Genomic DNA, 21660 nt, shown 5'->3' with positions numbered 1-21660 from the left:
CGGCGGGCGTTCCGGACGCCCGCCGTTTCTCGTCGGCGCCCCATCCGCCGAGAACGCTCAGGCGGGGCCGCGGATCGAACAGGCGCTCAGGCGGCAACCAGCAACGCGGCGCCGGCGACGCCGGACAGAACGAGCCGCAGTCGGCCCAGCCAGAGCGGTGCGAGGCCGCGGCGGGGCAGATCCTGATCGATGAGCCCCCAGGCCAGCACGAGACCGCCGAGGATGCGCAGGTCCCAGGGCGCCGGCGCCGCCATGGCGGCCCAGGCCACCAGGGACGGGACGATCGCCACGATGTAGTCGCCGTTTCCGGCGTTGCGCGCCGCTGCGGCACCCCAGCGGATGCCGCCCAGGAAGGAGGCGATCACCGCCCCGTAGGCGGAGAGGATGGTGCGCGGCGCCAATCCGATGCTGCTCAACCCGCCATCGGTGCCGGAGACGGCCAGGGCCGCAAATCCGAGAAACGGGATCAGGCCGGCCACACCCAGAACGATGGCGCTGATCGGGACAGGGTTCCGGTGCGCCATCCATCCTCCGAGCGGCGGCCAGGGTGGGTCACCCGCACGATCCGGAACTGGTCCGACGCCGCCCGGCCGGAGCGTTCCCGCATCGCGGCACGGCGGTCAAGCTCGGATCGCGGGCCTAGTGGGGCGGCAGCTCGCCGCTAGGTCCGCCGTGCGGGCGCCGAGAAGGCCACCGTGTTCGGCGCGGGCGCGCCGAGGAGGGACATCGGGGCGTTTGCACCGGCCTTCGGGGCCGGCGGCTCGTTGACGGCCGCGTCGATCTTTCGCGGCTTGAACGTCGCCGCCAGGCCCTTGGCCTTGGCGAGGTCGGCCGGGCTCAGCTTGTTGGCGACGTCGTCCCGCTTCTTGGCGGCGTCGTCGTCGCCCTGAGCTGCCGCCGCGGCGAACCACGCATACGACTGCACGAGATCCTGCGTCAGCCCCAGCCCCCGCGCGTACAGCACTCCCAGATTGTACTGGCTGTCGCGGACGCCGAATTCGGCGCCCTGTCGAAACCACGAGGCGGCGGAGGCGAAATCCGGCTTGCCGCTGGCGGCGGGATTTTCGGCGTAGAGCACCGCGAGATTGTGCATCGAGCGGGCGTGTCCCTGCTCGGCGGCGCGGCCGTACCACAGCTTCGCCTTGTCGAGATCCCGAACGAGGCCGGATCCCTTCTCGTACTGGCCGCCGAGCTTGTACTGAGCCGGGGCGTAGCCGGCCGTGGCGAGCTTCTCGTAGAGCTTGGCCGCGACCGCGAGGTCGCGGGGCATGCCGCGGCCGTCGGCCTCCCGGCTCGCAAGATCGAAGATCGCCGCGCCGTCGCCGTCCAGTGCGGCCGCCTTCAGCTTCGCGAGAGCCGGCGGCAGGTTGCCGAGATCAGCCTGCAGGCTGTTCATCCCCGAGATCTGCGGCACCAACGCCTTGGAAGCCGGCGGGTGCGCCTCGGCCGGAGGCGGGGTCGGCAGGGCCTGCGTGGTCGTCGGTTCGCTGACCGGCGCCTTCGCGGCCGGATTGTCCTTAGGCGCTTCCTTGGTCTCGTCGCGGCCGGCATCCGGCACAGCCGCCTTCGCCGGCTCCTCACGGACCGGGGCGGCCTGGCTCGCGACGACCGGACGCTGCTCCTCCGCGCCGCGCATGGTGACCGCCTGAAGCGCGCCCAGGGCCAGCACGATGGCGGCCAGGCCGAGCAGCAGCGGCCGGCGGCGGCGGTCGATCTCGGCGCGGAGGCGCGCGAAGCGGCCGTCTTCCGACGCTGACGGCGTCAGCACCATTTTCTGGGTGCGCGCGTCGCGGCGCTCGGCCGGTGCCTCCGCGGCGAGCTCCGCCTGAGCGGCTTGCGCGGCGCGGCGCGCCGCCGCGATGAAGCTGGTCTTGATGTCCGTCTCGGCGGTTGCATCCCCGGTCTCACCGGCCCGGATCAGGTCGGCAGTGCGCTCCTTCGAGGAGCGGCGGGCACCCGCCTCCCGGCCCGCACGCGAAGCGCGGTTGGGACGCCCGCTGCCGGGCTCGAGGAGGTCGTCGGAGATCCGCAGGGACTCGGCGCCGTCCTGCCGGGCCGCAACCCTTGCCTCCGCGGGGGCCAGGGCGGCCTCCGGGCTGGTCGAGGATTTCAGGCGCGCGTCGAGGGACGGCGCGCGCGTGCTGCCAGCATCCACCGGACCGAGGCGGTCGATCAGCCGTTCGAGCGCGGATTGCACGCCGTTCAGCGTGGCGCCGAGGCGCTGGTCCGAGGTGACCTGCCGCGCCTGCATGTCCGCCAGGCTGGCCCGCAGCAGACCGATCTCGCCGCTGTCGGCGCCGATCGCGGAGCCCTTGAGGGTCTGGGCCACGGCGCTGCGCGCGGCGCGTTCCACCACGGCCTCGCTCGGCGCAGCTTCGCGCAGGGCCGTCACCTGCCGAAGCAGCTCGCCCATCGTATGCTCGAGGCTGACGAGCGCCGGATCAGAGGCGCGCGGGGCGTCGAGCCGGCCAGCCAAGGTGACCACCTGCCGCTCAAGCGCATCGAGCCCTTCGTGCTCCGAGCGGATGCCGACCTGGTCGACCTTGTCGGCGAGGCTGCGCAGCATGGCGTGGATGGAAGCCATCTCGCCGGACCGCGCACCCGTGCCGTCCCCGGCGTGCTCGGACCAGTCGTCCCGCGCGCAGAGAAGGTCGACCTTGCCGGCCATCGCCTGGATCTGCTCGGCCAGGGCCGCCGGCGCGGCGATCTTCACGTCGCTGCGGATCTCCTCCAGCAGCGGCCGCAAATCCTGGCCGGTGCCGACCCGCTGCAGCTGCGCGATCTGCGCGCTCACGGCCTGCAGGCTGTTCGCGAGGCTCTGAATCCGCTCCGGACCCGCCAGGGTGCCGATCAGGCGGCGGATCTCCTCGAGTTCCGCGAACAGGCCGGCGAGGGTCGGCCCGTGGGGATCCGCGGCTCCGGTGGCGGCGATCGTATCGAGGCGCTCGGCGAGGCGGCGCACATCCTCGGCGACGCGGCTGTGGACGTTCTCGGCGACCTCTTCGGCCAGGCGCTCGACCTGAGCTCGGACCTGCTCGATCGGGGCCGCAATGGCGGTGAGGTCGGTCCCCGCCTGGGCGCGCTCGACGCCGCTCGCCAGCGAGACGACCGCCTGCTCCAGCGCACCGATGTCGCGGCTCGTGGCCAGCTGGTTGATCGCCTCGCGCAGGCGGGCCGTCTCGTCCTGCAGCTCGGACAGAGACGCAGAAGGAGCGGCAACCTCCTCGATCCGGGCTTCGAGTCGGCGGGCGAGGTCCAGGCGCATGCTGGCGACCACGCCCCCGTCGGAGGCGGCATCCAGCGTGGGTCCGGCGGCGACCTCTTGCGACAGCTCCCGCTGCCGCTGGCGGATATCCTGGACCGCGTTGCGAATGTCGGCGGCTGCGGGACGGGCGCGGCGGCCCGGCGGGCGGGTGGCGGCGACCTGCTCCCCGAGCTGCGACATCCGGCGCTCGATATCGCCGAGACGGTCGGTGACTTCCTGGACGGGCGCAGCCTTCAGGGCGCGCTCGATGCGCGCCTCGATCTCGGCGAGCCGGCGCGCCTCGGCCTCCTGGGCGCTGCGCCGTTCCTCGTCGAGCACCCGGTTGAGGCCGTCGAGGCGGTCCATCAGGGCGTTGATGCCGTTGCCGTAGCCTTCGGCCGATTCGGCCTTGGCCGCGCGGCGTTCCTCGGCGGCCGCGGTCTCGGACCGGCTGGTGGTATGCGCGAGTTGCTCGGCGCGATGACGGCGACGGTGACGCCGATTGCCTCCCGGCGCCGGCTGCCCCTGCGGCACCACCGAGGCGATCCAGGTCTCCAGCGGAACACCTGCGCGCGCCGCGACGTCCCGGGCGGCATCCAGCACCTCGGGATCGAAACTGTCGAGCTGCGGCATCGCGTTGCGGGTCATCGGTGGCCTGTCGTCGGCAGCGTTCGGCAACCGATCCTGTGCACGACGGAGACACCCCGGCTGGGCATCCACGGAACGCGCACATCGGATCGTTCGAGCGTGACGATTAACTTTCTTGGTAAACACGAGGTTAAGGGTTCGATTGTCCGGTAATCACCAAGCCTGGAAGATCGTGATGGCTGAGGCCGGGCGTCACCCTGCGGCAAGGCTTCGCCGTTGATCGCCGGGCGGCGGATTGTTTACATGCGGCCAACGCGGCGGATCGATGCAAGAGGTCCGCGCACAGCCGGGGGAAGCCAGAGATGCCGCAGTACCGCGCACCGGTCGACGACACGCTGTTCCTGCTCACGGACGTCCTGGGATTTCACGCGCGCGACAACTTGGCCGGGTTCGCCGACGCTTCGCCGGACGTCGCCGAGGCGGTCCTGCGCGAGGGCGCCAAGCTGGCGGAAGAGGTGCTGGCCCCGCTGAACCGGACGGGTGATGTCGAGGGCTGCCGCCGGGAGGCGGACGGCACCGTCCGCACCCCGACCGGCTTCAAGGCGGCCTACGATACCTACGCGCAAGGCGGCTGGATGGGCCTCTCGGTTCCCGAGGCCTATGGCGGGCAGGGACTGCCGCACACGCTCAACACGGCGATCCAGGAATTCGCTTCCGGCGCCAATCTCGCCTTCGGGATGTATCCCGGCCTGACCCAGGGCGCGATGGCTGCCCTGCTGGTCCACGGCACCGAGGAGCAGAAGGCGCTCTACCTGCCCAAGATGGTCGAGGGCGCCTGGACCGGCACCATGAACCTCACCGAGCCGCATTGCGGCACGGATCTCGGCCTGCTGAAGACCAAGGCGGTTCCGAACGGCGACGGCTCGTACAGCCTCACCGGAACCAAGATCTTCATCTCGGCCGGCGAGCACGACCTGGCCGAGAACATCGTGCACCTCGTCATCGCCCGGATCGAGGGCGCGCCGGCCGGGACCAAGGGCATCTCGCTCTTCGTCGTGCCCAAGTTCCTGGTGAACGCGGACGGTTCCCTCGGCGCGCGCAACGGCGTGACCTGCGGCTCCCTGGAGCACAAGATGGGCATCCACGGGAACGCCACCTGCGTCATGAACTACGACGGGGCGACCGGCTGGCTGGTCGGCCAGGAGAATCGCGGCCTCAACGCCATGTTCGTGATGATGAACGAGGCGCGGCTCGCCGTGGGTGTCCAGGGACTGGGGCAGTCGGAGGTCGCCTACCAAAACGCCGCCGCCTACGCGAAGGACCGCCTCCAGGGCCGGGCGCTGACCGGCGCGAAGGCGCCCGAGAAGGCGGCCGACCCGATCATCGTCCATCCGGACGTGCGCCGCACGCTGATGCAGATCCGCGCCTTTAACGAGGCGGCGCGCGCCCTGATGCTCTGGACCGCGCTTCAGGCCGACATCCTGCACCGCTCCGAGGATGCCAAGGAGCGGCAGGCCGCCGACGACCATCTCGGGCTGATGACCCCGGTGGTGAAGGGCGTGCTCACCGATCGCGGCTTCGCCAACGCGGTTGAAGCGCAGCAGCTCCTCGGCGGTCACGGCTACATCGAGGAATGGGGCATGTCGCAGTTCGTGCGCGATGCCCGCATCGCCATGATCTACGAAGGCGCCAACGGCATCCAGGCCATGGACCTGATCGGCCGCAAGCTGCCCAAGGACGGCGGCCGGGCGATGATGGCCTTCCTGGGGGAGGTCCAGACGTTCCTGAAGGATCACGGCGAGGACCCGGCCATGGCGCCGTTCGTCAAGCCGCTTCAGGCCGGGGTGAACGACCTGCAGGGCGCCGTGATGTGGCTGATGCAGAACGCTTTCGCGAAGCCCGACAATGCCGGGGCGGGCGCGACCGACTTCATGCACCTCTTCGGCCTCGTGGCCCTGGGCTACATGTGGGCGCGGATTGCCAAGGCGGCCCTGGCCAAGCATGCCGAGGCGCCCTCACCGCGCTGGGAATCCAAGCTGGCAGGCGGCCGGTTCTTCATGGAGCGGATGCTGCCGGAGACCGGCTTGCGCCTGACGCGGATCAAGGCTGGTGCCGAGAGCACCATGGTCCTCGAGGCGGACGCTTTCTGAGCGTCTCGCCGAGCGCGCCCTTGAACGCGTAGCGCACGGCGGACGGTCAATCCCTCTCCGCCGACCTTGCGAGCGGACCGAAGCCATCCAGGCAGCACCGCGATCCCAGACCGCGCGCTGCTCCGGGTCGCTTCGCTGCGCGCGGGATCAGCTGCCGAGCGCCGCGTCCAGATCCTCGATGAGGTCTGCGGGATCCTCCAGGCCGATCGACAGCCGCACCACGTCCGGACCCGCACCGGCGGCGGTCTTCTGCGCGTCGGTCAGCTGGCGGTGCGTGGTGGAGGCCGGGTGGATGATCAGCGAGCGCGTGTCGCCGATATTGGCGAGGTGCGAGAACAGCTGCAGGTTCGAGACGAGCTTGACGCCGGCCTCGTAGCCGCCCTTCAGCCCGAAGGTGAACACCGCCCCCGCCCCATTGGGCGTATAGCGCCGGGCGAGCTGGTGATAGCGGTCGCTCTCCAGCCCGGGATAGCTGACCCACGAAACCGCCGGATGCGTCGACAGATGCTTGGCCACCGTCAGCGCGTTGTCGGAATGGCGCTGCATGCGCAGCGGCAGCGTCTCGATGCCGTTGAGGATCAGGAAGGCGTTGAACGGCGACAGGGCCGGCCCGAGATCGCGCAGTCCTAGGACCCGGCAGGCGATAGCGAAGCCGAAATTGCCGAAGGTCTCGGCCAGCACCATGCCGGAATATTCCGGCCGCGGCTGGCTCATCATCGGGTAGCGCGCATCGCCCGCCCACTGGAATGAGCCGCCGTCGACGATCAGGCCGCCGATCGAGTTGCCGTGGCCGCCGAGGAACTTCGTCGCCGAATGCACGATGATGTCGGCACCGTGCTCCAACGGGCGGATCAAGTACGGCGTCGCCATGGTGTTGTCGGCGACGAGAGGAATGTTGTGCTTCTTGGCGATCTGCGACAGCGCCGCGATGTCGGTGATGACGCCGCCGGGATTGGCGATCGACTCGCAGAAGATCGCCTTCGTGCGCGGCGTGATCGCCGCCTCGAAAGAGGCCGGATCATCGTTCTCGGCCCAGGCCACCGACCAGCCGAAGTTCTTGTACGAGTGATTGAACTGGTTGATCGAGCCGCCGTAGAGCTTGTTCGAGGCGACGAACTCGTCGCCCGGCTGCATCAGGGCGTGCATCGTCAGGAACTCGGCGGCGTGGCCGGATGCCACCGCCAGGGCGGCCGTTCCGCCTTCGAGCGCGGCGATGCGCTCCTCCAGCACGGCGTTCGTCGGATTGGTGATCCGCGTGTAGATGTTGCCGAAGGCCTGGAGCCCGAACAGCGAGGCGGCGTGATCGACGTCGCCGAACACGAAGCTGGTGGTCTGGTAGATCGGCGTCGCGCGCGCGCCCGTAGCTGCATCGGGGGCGGCGCCCGCATGGATCGCCAGCGTGTTGAAGCCGGGCAGGCGGTCGGTCATCGCCGAGTCTCCTCGGATCACCCAAGCCTGTACGCCCGCGCGGGAGCGGGGCGCAAGGTCGGGCCGTGCGCCACCGCCCGGGCCGAGACCGCTACGGGTCCGGCGCGTATCCGATGTCGACGTGGGGCTGTCCGGCATCGACCAAGGCGCGGTCCACGGCCTCGATGGCCAGAAGCGTCCGCGTGAGATCCTCGGCCATCGAGATCGGTGCCACGTCGAGGCCGCTCAGCCGCCGCGCGATGGCATTCCGCTGCCGCGCCAGCGCCGCGCGGGCCCGGTTCAAATCCTCGATCTCCTCGGACGTCATCTGCACTCCTCCACCGGATCGGTCCCCGCTCAGCCGCCCGGCGCCCAGTCGATATTCGGTCGCTGGGCCAGCATCCGCTCGAAATAATTGGCCACCGCCTGGGCACCATCGGTGTGCATCATGGCGACGGGATGCGCGAGGTAGGCGCGCGCGAGATCCAGGGGAATCTGGCCGGATTGGAGCGCGCTCAGGACCTCGCCGATGAAGGCATCGTTGGCCTCATTGAAGTCGTTTGACAGCTTCTTCCGGTCGTTCAGGGCCTTGATCGGCATTCCGCGTCCTTGTCGCTCGGGGGTGGTGTCGAACCCGATCGCTCCCGTCCCGCCCGAACCGGACGGGACCGCCGAAGGTTCCGGCGATGGACGCTGAACCCGATACCATGTGTGCAGCGCCGCATCTCGGTAACCGTCCGAACAGGGCGATTGGAGCGGAAGTCCGATCCTGGACGTTAACCCGGCATGTCGATCGATTCTGCCCGCACCCACTCCGTCGAGATCGTCCCCTGCCTGGACGATCCACGGTGTTACCGCTGGATCATCCGCGCCCGCAGCGGCGCGGTCGCCGAGCACTCGCCCTACGCATTCGTGACATCGAACGGCGCGCGCATCTCCGGTGAGTGCTGGATGCGCGAGCATTTCGACGAGGGACGCGGCGGCTAGCCTCTCTCCTGACTCCGACGCGACCTGGTGGACGGCGACGGGGCAAAAAGACGTGACCTCCCGCTTCCCCGCTCGGGAGTGTGCTCCGCTTCGCGGAAATTCCGGCGCGGCAAAGCGCAACGCTTCATCCTGTCAGACGGACGCACGTGTTCGCGGTCGCCGCTGCGGCGTCATTCCGAGAGTCCGCAGCGAGAGGCAATATGGCGTCTGATCAGCGCGCATTGTCCCTCCCTGCATGTCGCGAGCCGGGAGGAAGCAGCATCCGGGACCAGGCCTCGGGTTGAGCGCACGCACGCTGCCTTAGCATCGGTGGGAGACGGGCTCCCCCTACGATTCGTACCCGGCCGCCGCCCGAGTCGCGGGTCTCGCTTCTTGGATCCGGACCACCCAACAAGCCTCTTAAGCATCGTGACCGCATGCACGTGGCGCCAGCGCGTGTCGCAACGGTTGCGCACGTCGCTATGCAACTGTTGATACAGGCCAGGACCTGAGCCACATCACTCGATGATCTGAGTAGGCAATGATTAATCATTTCACCGCCTGAACTCTATCTTAGTTGGATCTTTAATACCGCTCGTGCAGTCTCGGCGAACTTCCGAGAAGCGGCCGAGGAGTGAGCGATGCTGAGCGCCGACAGGATGGACCGGGATGGGGCGCCCATGGCTCGAATCGGCTCCGTCACCTCCATCGACGGATCCAAGGTTCATCTCGCCCTCGCCGGCCAGCATGGCCGTCCGGACGTGCGTGTGACCGTCGGCAATTTCGTCCGGATCCACGCCGGGAACGCCCTGCTCATCGGCATCATCACGACCCTGTCGTCGGGCAGCGACCACGGGCGCCAGCCCGGCGCCTATGCCAGTCTCGACCTCCTCGGCGAGATCGTGATCGAGGAGGGCGCGCAGCGCTTCCGCCGGGGTGTCACCGCCTATCCTGCCATCGGCGACTCGGTCGATCTGCTCCCCGCGGAGCTGCGCGTGGTCTACCAGGCTACGGCCTCCGACACGGCTTCTGTCGGCGCGCTGTATCAGGACCCGGACATCCCGGCCTGCATCAAGGTCGAGGACCTGCTCACGAAGCATTTCGCGGTGCTGGGCACGACCGGTGTCGGCAAGTCGAGCGGCGTCGCGGTCATCCTCGATCAGGTGATGCGCGCGCGGCCGAGCGTGCGCATCTTCCTTCTGGACGTCCACAACGAGTACGCCGCCTGCTTCGGCGATCGCGCCAGCGTCATCAATCCGCGCAACCTCAAGCTTCCATTCTGGCTGTTCAACCTGGAAGAGATCGCCGACGTGATCTACGGCGGCCGTTCACCGATCGACGAAGAGATTGAGATCCTCGCGGAAGTAATCCCGCTCGCGAAGAGCAAGTACGCCCAGTACAAGGAGGCGAGCGATCGACAGATCGTCAAGCGCTCGATCGGCAAGGGCGCCGGCTACACGATCGACACGCCCGTCCCCTACATGCTGCAGGACCTGATCGCGCTGATCGACGAGCGGATGGGGCGTCTGGAGAACCGCGTCTCGCGGATGCATTACCACCGCCTGATGACCCGGATCGAGGCGCTGCGGAACGACCCGCGCTATGCCTTCATGTTCGAGAACGCCAATGTCGGCGGCGACATGATGGGCGAAATTCTGGCGCATCTGTTCCGGCTCGATCCGGACGGGCGCCCGATGACGATCATGCAGCTGGCGGGCCTGCCGATGGAGGTGGTCGACGCCGTTGTCTGCGTCCTCTGCCGCCTCGCCTTCGAGTTCGGGATCTGGAGCGAGGGCGCGATCCCGCTGCTGTTCGTGTGCGAGGAGGCGCACCGCTACGCCTCGGCCGACCGCTCGGTCGGTTTCACCCCGACGCGCCGCGCCCTGTCGCGGATTGCCCGTGAGGGCCGCAAGCACGGCATCTATCTCGGCTTGGTGACGCAGCGCCCCGCCGAGCTCGATCCGACAATCATGTCCCAGTGCAGCACGCTGTTCGCTATGCGGATGACCAATGACCGCGACCAGGCCTTCCTGGCGGCGGCCGTCTCGGACGCGGTCAATCTGCTCACCTTCGTCCCCTCTCTGGGCACCGGCGAAGTCATCGCTTTCGGCGAGGGCGTGCCGATGCCGGCGCGGATGACCTTCTATCCCCTCCCGCCCGAGCGGCAGCCGCGCAACGATATGAGCGGGCGTACCCCCGAGGATGGCGCGTCGATCGCCGGCGCGGCTTTCGTGGGCGCCGTCGTGGAGCGCTGGCGCGGCGCGACCATGAGCAAGGTGAGCGGGCTCGAGGCGGACCAGTCAGCGCTCTCGCGGCTCGGCCGCGAGGCGGGCGGCGATGGCGGACACGGCGCGGCTCTCGATCAGGTGCATCGCCGCCTGCTCCGGCGGCCCGTCGATGGGAGCGACGCGGCCGCGGAGGCCGGCTTGCGGTCCGCCAAGACGCTCTGGCAGCAGGGCTGAGCGTGAGCCAATCCCTGCCCAGCGACCGGCAGAGCTTGCTGGAAGCCGCGCTTCAGACGCTTCCGGTCGGCGTGGTGGTCCACGACGCCCGCGGCCTCTGCGTGCTGGCCAACGCGGCCGCGCGCGCCCTCGGTCCGAAAGCCCTTCACGACCTGCCGGAGGCGGCCTGCAATCAGCCCGAAGGCGCGGTGATCGAGGAGATCGGCGAGCGCGTGGTCGAGGCGCGGGCTCTACCGCTGCACGGCGAGCGGGATGCCTTCACGCTTACCACCCTCGCCGACGTGACGCAGCATCACCGGATCCAGCGCGAGCTGATCGCCCGGGCGTTCATCGATGCCCTGACGGGGCTGCCGAACCGCACGATGTTCGAGCAGAGTATCGAGGAACTCCTGGTGGAGGTGGGACCGGCGGACCGCTTCGCCCTGGCCTTCATCGATCTCGATAACTTCAAGCACATCAACGACTATTACAGCCACGACGCGGGCGACGCGCTGCTGCGCAAGGTTGCCGACCGGATTCGCGGCGCGTTGCGTCCGAGCGACTTGCTGGCGCGGATCGGCGGCGACGAATTCGTGCTGCTGCTCAACCCGATCTCCGATCCGAGCAGCACCCTGGCGACGGTGCAGGGCATCTCCGAACGCCTGAAGCAGCCGTTCTTCATCGACGGTCACGAGATCTTCGCGTCGGCGTCCATCGGGCTGAGCCTGTTTCCGGAGCACGGCACCACCTACGAGGTGCTGCGACGCCAAGCCGACAACGCCATGTACCGGGTGAAGGGCGGTGTGAAGGGCGGCGTCAGCGTCTTCGAGGAGACGATGAGCCACGCCGCCACCGCGCGCATGGCGGTCGAGCAGCGGCTCAGGCTGGCGATCCGCGACCGCTGCTTCTGCTGCGCCTTCCAGCCGAAGGTCGACATGCGCACCCACGCGGTGCTCGGCGTCGAGGTGCTCCTGCGCTGGCGCGACGAACTGGGCATGATTCAGGCCCCCGGCGACTTCATCGAGCTCGCCATCGAACTCGGCCTGATCAACGAGATCACGCTTCAGGTCCTGGCCGAGACCGTGCGGGCGATGCCCGACATTGACGAGGTTTTCGGACCCGACGTGTCGGTGAGCCTCAACATCGCAGCCAAGCAGGCCTGCGACGTCCCGTTCATGGCGGCCTTCTGCGACGCCCTCGGCGAGACCGGCCTGGCACGGCGCTTCGTGCTCGAACTCACCGAGGAGGCCTTCTTCACGAAAGGCCGCTTCCAGCGCGATGTCCTGCCGCGGATCCGCGCCATCGGCGCGCGGGTCTCCATCGACGATTTCGGCGTCGGCTATTCGTCGCTCGCGGCGCTCGCGGAGATCACCGCGGACGAATTGAAGATCGACCGTTCGTTCATCACCGACATCGACAAGCGGCCGCGCAGCCAGATCGTCCTCAAGGCGATCGAGTCACTCGGGCTGGCGCTGGGCATGTCGGTGGTGGCCGAAGGTGTCGAGACCTTCGAGGAGGTCGCCTACCTGCTTGGGGCGACCCAGATCCGCTGCGCGCAGGGCTTCTACTACGCCAAGCCGATGCTGATCGATCAGATCCGCCTGACGGAAGAGCGTGCGGCCGGGCCGCGGGCTACCGTTGCGCACAACCGGAACTCGGATTTCCGGTCTCCGAACCTCCTGAGGCGGGCCTAGACGGCCGCCGTAACACTGGAACGCCCGGGGCACCGCACTGGCGCCCCTCGTCAGGCCGGCGAACCCACTTGGTCCATGCGGCTCGTCCAAGGGATGGCTGCCACGAGCAGCCAGAAACGACAAAGGCCGCAGAGCTGCGGCCTTGGAAGTCGTTCGTTTGGTTGGGAAAACTGGAGCGGGCGAAGGGATTCGAACCCTCGACCCCAACCTTGGCAAGGTTGTGCTCTACCCCTGAGCTACACCCGCTCACTGTACCGTGCCGCCCGGACTTTCGTGCCGGCGGCCCCCGGCGGCGCTCTCTAAACACCATTCCGCCGGGCGACGCAAGCGCCTCTTTTGCGAACCGTGACGATTCACCAATTCGGGTCCGGCGGAAGCCCGTCGCGGATCTCCCGCAGGCGGGCCCGGGTCCCGCGGGTGGTGCCCTCGGGCAGGGCGTCGACCGGGAAGAAATCGCAGGCCGCGATCTCCCGGTCCGGCGCTTTGGGGCGCAGCATCGTGAAGGCCGGCAGGACGAACAGGGCGACGTGATCGCGCGGCGCGGCCACCACGTTCCGGTAGAGCCCGTGCAGGCGCGGCTGACCTTCGGGGACGATCTCCGCCTCCTCCCGGAACTCGCGCACCATGGCGTCGAGCGCGGTCTCACCGCGCTCGACGCCGCCGCCCGGCAGATGCCAGCCGCTGACGTAGGTGTGGCGCACCAGCGCCACGCGGCCTTGCGAGTCGATGGCGATCCCGCGCACGCCGAGGGTCATGCCGCGGGAGGCGAGCGCCCCGAGATGGAACAGGTGCCGCAGCAGGCGCCGGTCGAGGAGCATGCCGGGTCAGACGACGTCGAGGGTGATGTCCCCGAGGCCTTCGACAGCACCGACCATGCGCTGACCGCGCTCGACGGGGCCGACGCCGGACGGAGTCCCGGTGAAGATCAGGTCGCCCGGCTGCAGGTCGAAGTACCCCGACAGGTAGGCGACCTGCTCGGCCACCGACCAGATCATGTCGGCGAGGTCGCCCTTCTGGCGCGTCTCGCCATCCACCGTGAGAGTGATCGCGCCGCGCGCCGGATGCCCGATCAGCGAGACCGGATGGAGCGCGCCGATCGGCCCCGAGCCGTCCGCGGCCTTCCCGGTATCCCAGGGCCGGGACATCTTCTTGGCCTCGTCCTGGAGATCGCGCCGGGTCATGTCGAGGCCGACCGCGTAGCCGTAGACGTGATCGAGGGCGCTCTCGACCGGGATGTCGCTGCCACCGCCTGCGAGCGCGGCCACCATCTCGATCTCGAAATGGTAGTTGCGCGTCTTCGGCGGATAGATGTGCTTGGCGGGCTCGGACCCGACGATCTGCAGCGCGTCGGCGGGTTTCATGAAAAAGAACGGCGGCTCGCGATCCGGATCGGCCCCCATCTCGCGGGCATGGGCCGCGTAGTTGCGCCCGACGCAGTAGACGCGGCGGACCGGGAAGAGATCGCTGCTGCCGACGATGGGAAGCGCGACGCGGGGCGGGTTCTGGATGACGGAGAGCATCACTGCCTCTGCGGTGGATCGTCCGGATGGCCGGGCGCTGAGCCGCCCGAGACCTAGGAAATCGTTGTAAGGTGCGCATCGCCGCGCGCCATAGCGGCGCTTGCCAAGACGGCGCCCTGGCCTACAAAATTTTACCGATGACTCCGATCGCGGTCTCCCCAGGCACCTCCCACGACACCCTGCTCACGGCGCTGCGTGACGCGCTCGGCGCGCGGCATGTCCTGACCGACCCGGAGGATCTGGCGCCCTATCTGGTCGAGACGCGGCGATTGTTCACCGGCTCGGCCCTGGCGGTGCTGCGGCCGGCGAGTACCGAGGAAGTCGCCTTCGCGGTCCGCGCCTGCACGCAGGCGGGCATCGCCGTGGTCCCGCTCGGCGGCAATACCGGCCTCACCGGCGGCGGCGTGCCCTCGGGCGGCGTGGTGCTCTCCCTCGAGCGGATGACGCGCCTGCGCGCGGTCGAGCCGGTGGACGCCACGATCACAGTCGAGGCCGGGATGATCCTGCAGGATGTGCAGGATGCGGCAGATGCGGCCGGCATGCTTTTCCCGCTCTCCTACGCGTCCCGCGGCTCGGCGCGGATCGGCGGCGGCATCAGCACCAATGCGGGCGGGATCGCGGTCCTGGCCTACGGCAACGCCCGCGACCTCGTCCTCGGGCTGGAGGTGGTCCTGGCCGATGGGCGGGTCTGGGACGGGCTCAAGGCCCTGCGCAAGGACAATGCCGGCTACGATCTCAAGCAGCTGTTCATCGGCTCCGAGGGCACGCTGGGCATCGTGACGGCGGCGGTCCTCAAGCTGTTTCCGAAACCGCGCTCGACCAGCGTCGCCTTCGTCGGCCTGGATTCGGCACAGGCCGCCTTGGATCTGTTCGTGTTCCTGAGGGGCCGGATGGACCGCGACCTCACGGCGTTCGAATACCTGCCGCCCTTCGCCCTGGAGATCGTGCTGCGGCATGTTCCCGGCGCCGTACGCCCGCTCGACGGCGCCCACGGCGCCTACGCGCTGATCGAGGCGGCCTCGGCACGTCCGGATGCCGACACCCGTGCCGAGCTGGAAGCGGCGCTGGGCCAAGCGCTCGAGGACGGACTGATCGCCGATGCCACGAGCGGCGCGAGCGGCGCCCAGAACGACGCCCTGTGGCGCCTGCGCGAGGGCGTGCCGGAGGCCCAGACCCGTGAGGGCGCCTCGATCAAGCACGACATCTCGGTGCCGCTGTCGCGCCTGCCCGCGTTCCTCGACCGGGCAAGCGCCGCCTGCGTCGCCGCGATGCCGGGCCTGAGACCCTGCGGCTTCGGCCATTTCGGCGACGGCAACATCCACTTCAACCTGACGCAGCCGGCCGACATGAAGCCGGCCGACTTCCTGGCCGAATGGGGCCGGTTCAACCGGATCGTCCACGACATCGTGCACGAACTGGGCGGCTCGATCGCGGCCGAGCACGGCGTTGGCCTGATCAAGCGCGACGAGCTGGAGCATTATGGCGATCCGGTCGGGCTCGACCTGATGCGGCGGCTCAAGGCCGCCCTCGATCCGCAGACCCTGCTCAACCCAGGCAAGGTCGTCGCCGCGCCCGAACGCGACCCTCCTGCCGTCTGAGAAATTTGTGCGACGCGCCATAATTCGGCGCGCAGACGGGTGCAGGAGAGTCACGCGTCGTCGCGTTCCGCCGCGGACGCGCGGGGTGTTAAGCGACTGCTAACGCTTCGGACTGACCTTTATCACAGACGGCGGGGACATGTCTGTCAGCATCAGGCATGGCATTTGCTCACGGCACTACCTATCTCGCAGGTGCGAGATCGCTCGACGACCCGTCAACGACAGACAGCTTCCCATTCTTCTGGAGACCGACGGAATGCCCACCTCACAGGCCCGCGTGCAGACCACGGAAGCGAGCCGCTACCTGCAGCAGCTCTGCCGGCACTGGAGCCACAAGTTCAAGGTCGAGGCGACCCCCGAGCATGGCACCGTGCCGTTCGGCGAGGACCGAGTGTGCACGTTCGACGCCGAGCCGGACGCTCTGGTGATGCGCATCGACAGCGCCGATCCGGTCAACCTCACCCGGCTGGAGAACGTGGTCTCCGACCACCTCGCCCGCTTCGCGTTCCGCGAGAGCCTCGGCGATATCCGCTGGTCCCGCGCCGCCTGACGACGTTCACGCGGCCGGTCTGATCGGCTGATCTACCTGCGCCCGGTGCCATGCCGGGCGGTCGAACCCGTCCGGCTGCCAGCCGGGCGGGTTTTTCCGTTCTCGGGCGCCGGGATGCCGAGCCGCTGGCGTAGCATTTGCGAACGCCGGGCCGCGCGCCCCTCAGCCGGCGCATCGGGGACCCATCAATGAAGCGACGCACGCTGCTGCGAGGCGCCGGCGCCCTGGTTGCCGGGACGCTCGCCCGGCCGGCTCTGGTCCGGGCAGCCTCCGCGACCACGCTGAAATTCGTGCCCTACGCCGATCTCGCGCTGCTCGACCCGATCATCACCACCAACTACGTCACCCGCACCCACGCGCTGATGGTGTTCGACACCCTCTACAGCCTGGATTCCGGGTATCGCGCACAGCCCCAGATGGTCGCCGGTCATCAGGTGTCGGATGACGGCCTGACCTGGCAGCTCACCCTGCGCGACGGCCTCCGCTTCCATGACGGCACGCCGGTGCTCGCCCGCGACGTGGTCGCGAGCCTCAAGCGCTGGGCGTTGCGCGACGCCTATGGCGGGGCGCTGTTCGCGACGGTCGACGCGCTGACGGCACCGTCCGACACGGTGGTGACATTCCGGCTGAAGCGGCCGTTCCCGCTTCTGCCGGACGCGCTTGCGAAGCCGACCTCCTACCTCCCCGCCATCATGCCGGAGCGGCTGAGCACGATTCCGGCCACCCAGGCTGTCTCGGAGATCGTCGGCAGCGGACCGTATCGCTACGTCCCGGACGAGCGGGTGCCCGGCTCGCTCAACGTCTACCGGCGGTTCGAATCCTACCGCCCGCGCGAGGGCGGCACACCGAGCTTCACGGCGGGGCCGCGGATCGCACATTTCGATCGCGTCGAGTGGCGCACGATTCCCGACGGCGCCACCGCGGCCGGCGCCCTGCGCTCCGGCGAGATCGACTGGTGGGAGCAGCCGCTGGTCGACCTTGTGCCCGACCTGCTGCGGCAGCCGGCGGTGCGCGTCGATCTCGTGGAGACGGCCGGGCTGATCGGACAGATCCGGCTCAACCACACGCTGCCGCCGTTCGACAACCCGGCGATCTGCCGGGCCCTGCTGTCGGCCGTCGACCAGGCCGAGATGATGGATGCGGTCGCCGGCAGCGATGCCGCGATCCGGCGCGGTCCGGCGGGCGTGTTCACGCCCGGTGGCCCGATGGCGTCCGAAGCCGGCCTGGGGGCGCTCACCGGCCCGCGCGATTTATCCGCGGCGAAGCGGGCGCTGGCGGAGGCGGGATACAAGGGCGAGCGGGTCGTCCTGCTCGCCGGCACGGACGTGCCGCGGATCAACGCGATCTGCGAGGTGATGGCCGATCTCTGTCGCAAGCTCGGGATGAACGTCGATCTCGTCGCGACCGACTGGGGCACGGTGAACCAGCGCATCCTGAGCCCGAAGCCCCTCGACCAGGGCGGCTGGTCGATGTTCGGGATCTTCTCCGGCGGCCTCGACCATCTGTCGCCGGCCTATCACTTAGTCATCCGCGGCAACGGCCGAGCCGGCGTTCCGAGCTGGCAGACCGACACCGCGTTGGAGGAGCTGCGCAGCGCCTGGTTCGCTGCGCCCGACCACGCATCACAGAAGGCGGTGGCGGCCCGGATCCAGGCGCGCGTGCTGGAGATCGGCGCCTACATCCCGTGCGGCCAGTACTTCCAGCCCACCGCCTACCGGCGAGACCTTGAGGGCATGCTCACCGGCTTGCCGCTGTTCTGGAACCTGCGCCGTTCGGCCTGACCACCGGCGCGACCATCAGCCGACGCTCATCAGGCTGGCATTGCCCCCCGCCGCGGCCGTGTTGATTGCGGTGGAGACCTCGTCGACGAGCCCGATCGCGGTGTAGAGGTCGCCCCCTGCCAGCGCCTCCGGGGTTCGGGCCTGGACCGGCAGAATCGCCCCGGCGCGCGCCGCGACGGTCCGATTCAGACCCCGAAGGGCGTCGGCATCGCCCTCGAACAGGATGGCTTCGATGGCGCCAGCCGTGGCGAGGGAAGACGCGTCGGCAACGCGTGCCGCGCAGGCCTCCGGCAGACCGTGAAGCGCGGCCCGGATCGGCTCCGGTGCAACGACGACGGCGCGGTTCCCGCACGCCAGGATCGCGCCGACCTGGAGGAGGAGGCCCGGCTCCGTCGCGGCGATGGCCGCGACACGCCCGCGTGCTCGGAGACCGTAGAGGTTCCGCTCGCCGACCGGTCCCGGGAGGTCGATCTCCGCGGCCGCCGGGTACCGGGCCAACGACAGGGCCTCCGCCAGCCGACCGTGCCCCTTCGATCGCAGCCACGCCACATAGGGACACAGGAGCGTATCGCCGGTTCCGGGCCCGTCCAATGAAGCGGCCGGCGACCTCCGGACCAGCCGGCCGAGATAGAGCGGGCCGCCCGCCTTCGGACCCGTCCCCGAAAGCCCGGAACCGCCGAAGGGCTGCACGCCCACCACCGCGCCGATGATGTTGCGGTTCACGTAACGGTTTCCGGCCCGGACGCGGTCCAGCACATGCGCGATCGTCTCGCCGATGCGGCTGTGCAGGCCGAAGGTGAGACCGTAGCCGTTGGCGTTGATCGCATCGATCAGCTGGTCGAGATCCGTGCGGCGATAGCGCAGGACGTGCAGCACCGGCCCGAAGACCTCGCGCTCGACATCCGCGACACGGCTGATCTCGATCAGGGTCGGCGGCACGAAGGTTCCGTCCGCCGCTTGCGCCGGAAACGCGAACTGCTCAACGGCAAAGCCGCGGTCGCGCATCGCCGCCACGTGGGCGGTGATCGTGTCCGCGGCCTCGGCGGTGATGACGGGGCCGACATCGACGGAGAGCTGGCGCGGGTCCCCGAGCGCGAACTCGCGCAAGGCGCCCCGAAGCATGTGCAGCGTGCGATCGGCGATCTCCTCCTGGAGGCACAGGATCCGCAGCGCGGAGCAGCGCTGGCCCGCCGAATCGAACGCGGATGCGATCACGTCCGCCACCACCTGCTCGGCCAGCGCCGAGGAATCGACCACCATCGCGTTTTGGCCGCCCGTCTCGGCGATCAGCGGCACCGGCTCGCCGTGGCGGCTCAGGCGCTCGGCGAGGATGCGCTGGATGCCCTTGGCCACGGCCGTCGAGCCCGTGAACATCACCGCTTCGACGCGCCTGTCGCCGACGAGGGCGGCACCGACGGTGCCGTCGCCGGGCACAAGCTGCAGCGCGTCTTCCGGGACGCCAGCCTCATGCAGCACCCTGACCGCTTCGGCGGCGGTCAGGGGCGTCTCCTCGGCCGGCTTCGCGAGGACCGGATTGCCCGCCACCAGGGCGGCCGCGACCTGCCCGACGAAGATCGCCAGCGGGAAGTTCCAGGGCGCGATGCAGGTCACCGGCCCGAGGGAAACCTGCGCGCCGTCGAAGGTGCGCTGTGCCTCGGCCGCATAGTAGCGCAGGAAGTCCACGGCCTCGCGGATCTCCGCCACGGCGTTGGCATAGGACTTCCCGGCCTCGCGCACGATCAGCCCGATCAGCAACGGCATTCGCGCCTCGAGCGTGTCGGCGGCGCGGCGCAGGCACGCCACCCGGCTGGCAGGCGGAGTCGAGCCCCAGGCTTCGGCCGCAAGCTCGGCACAGGCCAGCGCCGAATCGATCTCCGGCGGTGCGGCCGGACGCCAGCATCCGACCAAGTCCCGATGATCGGCGGGATTGCGCACCGGTCTGTCCGCCGAGGCCGGATCCGCACCGGTCGGGACCGCGCGCCACGGCATCCGGCCGCTCGCCGCCAGGGCCTCGGACAACCTCGGCCAGCGCGGCCTCGTCGGCGAGATCGAGGCCCGCCGCGTTGGCCCGGGCCGGGCCGTAGAGCGCGCCCGGGCGCGGGATGTGCTCGTGCGGGGCGCCGGGCCTCGGCATGGCCTCGACCGTCGCGACCGGATCGGCGATCAACGTCGCGATCGGCACGGACTCGTCGGCGACCCGGTTCACGAACGACGTGTTGGCGCCGTTCTCCAGAAGCCGCCGGACCAGGTAGGCGAGCAGCGTCTCGTGTGTGCCGACCGGTGCGTAGATCCGGCAGGGCCGCCGCAGGTCGGTTCCTGCGACGACGGCTTCGTAAAGCGGCTCGCCCATCCCGTGCAGGCATTGGAATTCGTACTGCCCGATCTGGAACGCCGGGCCCCCCATCTCGACGATGCTGGCCAGGGTCTGCGCGTTGTGGGTCGCGAATTGCGGGAAGACGGCGTCGGGCGCGGCGAGAAGCCTGCGTGCGCAGGCGAGATACGACAGGTCGGTGTGGACCTTACGGGTGAAGACCGGGAAGTCGGTCAGCCCATCCACCTGCGCGCGCTTGATCTCGCTGTCCCAGTAGGCGCCCTTCACGAGGCGCACCATCAGACGGCGCCGGCTGCGCCGGGCAGGTCGATCAGCACGTCGATGACGAACGGGCATCGCTTGCCGTAGGCCTGGACGACGAAGCCAAGCCCGTCCCAGCCGGCAAGCGCCGGATCCAGCGCGAGGGCCTCGAGGATGTCCAGGGACAGATCGAGGCGGTCGGCCTCCTCGGCGTCGATGTTGAGGCCGATGTCGTAGCCCTTCGCCAGAACGGCGAGCGCCCGCACCCGGGGGACCAGCTCCGAGAGCACGCGGCCGCGCTGCGCCCGCACGTAGCGGGGGTGGAGTGCCGACAGCTTGATCGAGATCCCCGGCCCGCGGAGCACGCCCCGCCCGGCAGACGCGTCGCCGATGGCCCGGATCGCCCCCTCGTAAGAACGGGTGTAGCGCTCCGCATCGGCGGCGGTGAGCGCGGCTTCGCCGAGCATGTCGTACGAGTAGGTGAAGCCCTTCGCTTCCATGCGGGCGGCGTTGCGCAGGGCTTCCGCGATGGTCCGCCCGGTCACGAACTGCTCGCCCATCATCCGCATGGCGAGATCGACCCCCGTGCGGATGACCGGCTCGCCGCCGCGGGCGATCAGCCGGGTCAGCGCGGCGGAGAGGCCGGCCTCGTCGCGCGTGGCAGCCAGGCGGCCGGTGACCAGCAAGCCCCAGGTCGCCGCGTTGACGAAGAGCGACGGGCTGTGACCGAGATGGGCGCGCCAGTCGCCGCCCGCGATCTTGTCGCGGATCAGCGCATCGCGGGTCGCCGCGTCGGGGATGCGCAGGAGCGCCTCGGCGAGGCACATCAGCGCCACGCCCTCCTGGCTCGACAGCGCGTATTCGTGGATCAGGCCCTCGACCCCGCCACGCCGGGTCTGACGACGCAGGGTCTCGACCAAGTGCCGGGCCTGTTCGGCCACGCGCCGGGCGGCATCGGGCGACAGGCGCGCCTGATCGAGGAGCGGCGCCACGCAATCCGGCTCGGGCCGGCGGCAGGCCGCGACGACGGCCGCCCGGAGCGGCGACAATTTAGGCAGCGCCGCCGCGAAGGCGCCGAACGGCCCGGCAATATCGCCGATCGCATGGGATGCGTGCATGGATCATCCCCCGGGAGCGGCTGGCAATTCT

At 69.6% G+C, this 21660-nt stretch carries 14 protein-coding genes, 1 tRNA gene and 1 pseudogene; 7 read left to right on the top strand and 9 right to left on the bottom strand.

Annotated features, from left to right (window positions below; translation table 11 throughout):
• Positions 1-86 precede the first annotated feature (86 nt).
• Together M6G65_RS33050 and M6G65_RS33045 are read right to left on the bottom strand one after the other, a co-directional pair.
• Positions 87-524 (bottom strand): DUF3429 domain-containing protein, encoded by a 438-nt coding sequence (locus M6G65_RS33050; protein WP_192706828.1) that lies wholly within the window; start codon positions 522-524, stop codon positions 87-89.
• Positions 525-661: 137 nt separating this feature from the next.
• Positions 662-3892 (bottom strand): SEL1-like repeat protein, encoded by a 3231-nt coding sequence (locus M6G65_RS33045; RefSeq protein ID WP_238194436.1) that lies wholly within the window; start codon positions 3890-3892, stop codon positions 662-664.
• Between the two features lie 302 nt (positions 3893-4194).
• On the opposite strand from M6G65_RS33045, the gene M6G65_RS33040 reads away from it, so the two are divergent.
• Positions 4195-5982: an acyl-CoA dehydrogenase C-terminal domain-containing protein gene (locus M6G65_RS33040; protein WP_250103405.1), complete on the top strand. Its 1788-nt coding sequence runs from the start codon at positions 4195-4197 to the stop codon at positions 5980-5982.
• A gap of 147 nt (positions 5983-6129) precedes the next feature.
• On the opposite strand, the gene M6G65_RS33035 is transcribed toward M6G65_RS33040, so the two are convergent.
• The 3 genes from M6G65_RS33035 to M6G65_RS33025 form a co-directional block, all read right to left on the bottom strand.
• Positions 6130-7410, bottom strand: a complete 1281-nt coding sequence (locus tag M6G65_RS33035; RefSeq protein ID WP_250103404.1) for an O-acetylhomoserine aminocarboxypropyltransferase — start codon at positions 7408-7410, stop codon at positions 6130-6132.
• Between the two features lie 91 nt (positions 7411-7501).
• Positions 7502-7717: a hypothetical protein gene (locus tag M6G65_RS33030; protein WP_192706824.1), complete on the bottom strand. Its 216-nt coding sequence runs from the start codon at positions 7715-7717 to the stop codon at positions 7502-7504.
• A gap of 29 nt (positions 7718-7746) precedes the next feature.
• Positions 7747-7989: a hypothetical protein gene (locus tag M6G65_RS33025; RefSeq protein WP_250103403.1), complete on the bottom strand. Its 243-nt coding sequence runs from the start codon at positions 7987-7989 to the stop codon at positions 7747-7749.
• Between the two features lie 186 nt (positions 7990-8175).
• Here M6G65_RS33025 and M6G65_RS33020 point away from each other — a divergent pair, with 186 nt between their 5' ends.
• From M6G65_RS33020 to M6G65_RS33010, 3 genes are all read left to right on the top strand, one after another.
• Complete coding sequence (locus M6G65_RS33020) at positions 8176-8376, top strand: hypothetical protein (protein ID WP_250103402.1); 201 nt, start codon at positions 8176-8178, stop codon at positions 8374-8376.
• A gap of 659 nt (positions 8377-9035) precedes the next feature.
• On the top strand, positions 9036-10817 hold the full coding sequence (locus M6G65_RS33015) for an ATP-binding protein (protein WP_250103401.1): 1782 nt from the start codon (positions 9036-9038) through the stop codon (positions 10815-10817).
• Between the two features lie 2 nt (positions 10818-10819).
• On the top strand, positions 10820-12490 hold the full coding sequence (locus M6G65_RS33010) for a putative bifunctional diguanylate cyclase/phosphodiesterase (protein ID WP_238194430.1): 1671 nt from the start codon (positions 10820-10822) through the stop codon (positions 12488-12490).
• A 171-nt stretch (positions 12491-12661) separates the two neighbouring features.
• On the opposite strand, the gene M6G65_RS33005 is transcribed toward M6G65_RS33010, so the two are convergent.
• From M6G65_RS33005 to M6G65_RS32995, 3 genes are all read right to left on the bottom strand, one after another.
• Positions 12662-12736: transfer RNA gene (locus M6G65_RS33005), tRNA-Gly, on the bottom strand.
• A 107-nt stretch (positions 12737-12843) separates the two neighbouring features.
• Entirely contained in the window at positions 12844-13308 is a 465-nt protein-coding gene (locus M6G65_RS33000) for an NUDIX domain-containing protein (RefSeq protein WP_238194429.1), read from the bottom strand.
• Positions 13309-13314: 6 nt separating this feature from the next.
• Positions 13315-14010 (bottom strand): fumarylacetoacetate hydrolase family protein, encoded by a 696-nt coding sequence (locus M6G65_RS32995; protein WP_238194428.1) that lies wholly within the window; start codon positions 14008-14010, stop codon positions 13315-13317.
• Positions 14011-14147: 137 nt separating this feature from the next.
• Here M6G65_RS32995 and M6G65_RS32990 point away from each other — a divergent pair, with 137 nt between their 5' ends.
• The 3 genes from M6G65_RS32990 to M6G65_RS32980 all read left to right on the top strand — a co-directional run bounded on the left by M6G65_RS32990 (position 14148) and on the right by M6G65_RS32980 (position 17939).
• On the top strand, positions 14148-15608 hold the full coding sequence (locus M6G65_RS32990; protein ID WP_238194427.1) for an FAD-binding oxidoreductase: 1461 nt from the start codon (positions 14148-14150) through the stop codon (positions 15606-15608).
• A 256-nt stretch (positions 15609-15864) separates the two neighbouring features.
• Positions 15865-16158 (top strand): DUF2218 domain-containing protein, encoded by a 294-nt coding sequence (locus tag M6G65_RS32985; RefSeq protein WP_192706816.1) that lies wholly within the window; start codon positions 15865-15867, stop codon positions 16156-16158.
• A 188-nt stretch (positions 16159-16346) separates the two neighbouring features.
• A complete protein-coding gene (locus M6G65_RS32980) occupies positions 16347-17939 on the top strand; it encodes an ABC transporter substrate-binding protein (protein WP_238194426.1) in 1593 nt (530 codons plus the stop codon).
• A gap of 15 nt (positions 17940-17954) precedes the next feature.
• On the opposite strand, the pseudogene putA reads toward M6G65_RS32980, so the two are convergent.
• Positions 17955-21629: pseudogene (putA, locus tag M6G65_RS32975) on the bottom strand (trifunctional transcriptional regulator/proline dehydrogenase/L-glutamate gamma-semialdehyde dehydrogenase).
• Positions 21630-21660 lie beyond the last annotated feature (31 nt).

Origin of the sequence: Methylobacterium tardum (genome assembly GCF_023546765.1) — a bacterium.
Classification (GTDB): domain Bacteria; phylum Pseudomonadota; class Alphaproteobacteria; order Rhizobiales; family Beijerinckiaceae; genus Methylobacterium; species Methylobacterium tardum.
The sequence above is the reverse complement of the archived record's forward strand: the minus strand, read 5'-3'. Positions and strand labels throughout refer to the sequence as shown.

Excerpts from the sequence above, each read along its gene's own strand:
- M6G65_RS33045 (WP_238194436.1), bottom strand. The coding sequence starts at position 3,892 with ATGACCCGCAACGCGATGCCGCAGCTCGACAGTTTCGATCCCGAGGTG.
- M6G65_RS32995 (WP_238194428.1), bottom strand. The coding sequence starts at position 14,010 with ATGCTCTCCGTCATCCAGAACCCGCCCCGCGTCGCGCTTCCCATCGTC.
- M6G65_RS32980 (WP_238194426.1), top strand. The coding sequence starts at position 16,347 with ATGAAGCGACGCACGCTGCTGCGAGGCGCCGGCGCCCTGGTTGCCGGG.
- M6G65_RS33040 (WP_250103405.1), top strand. The coding sequence starts at position 4,195 with ATGCCGCAGTACCGCGCACCGGTCGACGACACGCTGTTCCTGCTCACG.
- M6G65_RS32985 (WP_192706816.1), top strand. The coding sequence starts at position 15,865 with ATGCCCACCTCACAGGCCCGCGTGCAGACCACGGAAGCGAGCCGCTAC.
- M6G65_RS33035 (WP_250103404.1), bottom strand. The coding sequence starts at position 7,410 with ATGACCGACCGCCTGCCCGGCTTCAACACGCTGGCGATCCATGCGGGC.
- M6G65_RS33000 (WP_238194429.1), bottom strand. The coding sequence starts at position 13,308 with ATGCTCCTCGACCGGCGCCTGCTGCGGCACCTGTTCCATCTCGGGGCG.
- M6G65_RS33030 (WP_192706824.1), bottom strand. The coding sequence starts at position 7,717 with ATGACGTCCGAGGAGATCGAGGATTTGAACCGGGCCCGCGCGGCGCTG.
- M6G65_RS33020 (WP_250103402.1), top strand. The coding sequence starts at position 8,176 with ATGTCGATCGATTCTGCCCGCACCCACTCCGTCGAGATCGTCCCCTGC.
- M6G65_RS33050 (WP_192706828.1), bottom strand. The coding sequence starts at position 524 with ATGGCGCACCGGAACCCTGTCCCGATCAGCGCCATCGTTCTGGGTGTG.
- M6G65_RS33025 (WP_250103403.1), bottom strand. The coding sequence starts at position 7,989 with ATGCCGATCAAGGCCCTGAACGACCGGAAGAAGCTGTCAAACGACTTC.
- M6G65_RS33015 (WP_250103401.1), top strand. The coding sequence starts at position 9,036 with ATGGCTCGAATCGGCTCCGTCACCTCCATCGACGGATCCAAGGTTCAT.
- M6G65_RS32990 (WP_238194427.1), top strand. The coding sequence starts at position 14,148 with ATGACTCCGATCGCGGTCTCCCCAGGCACCTCCCACGACACCCTGCTC.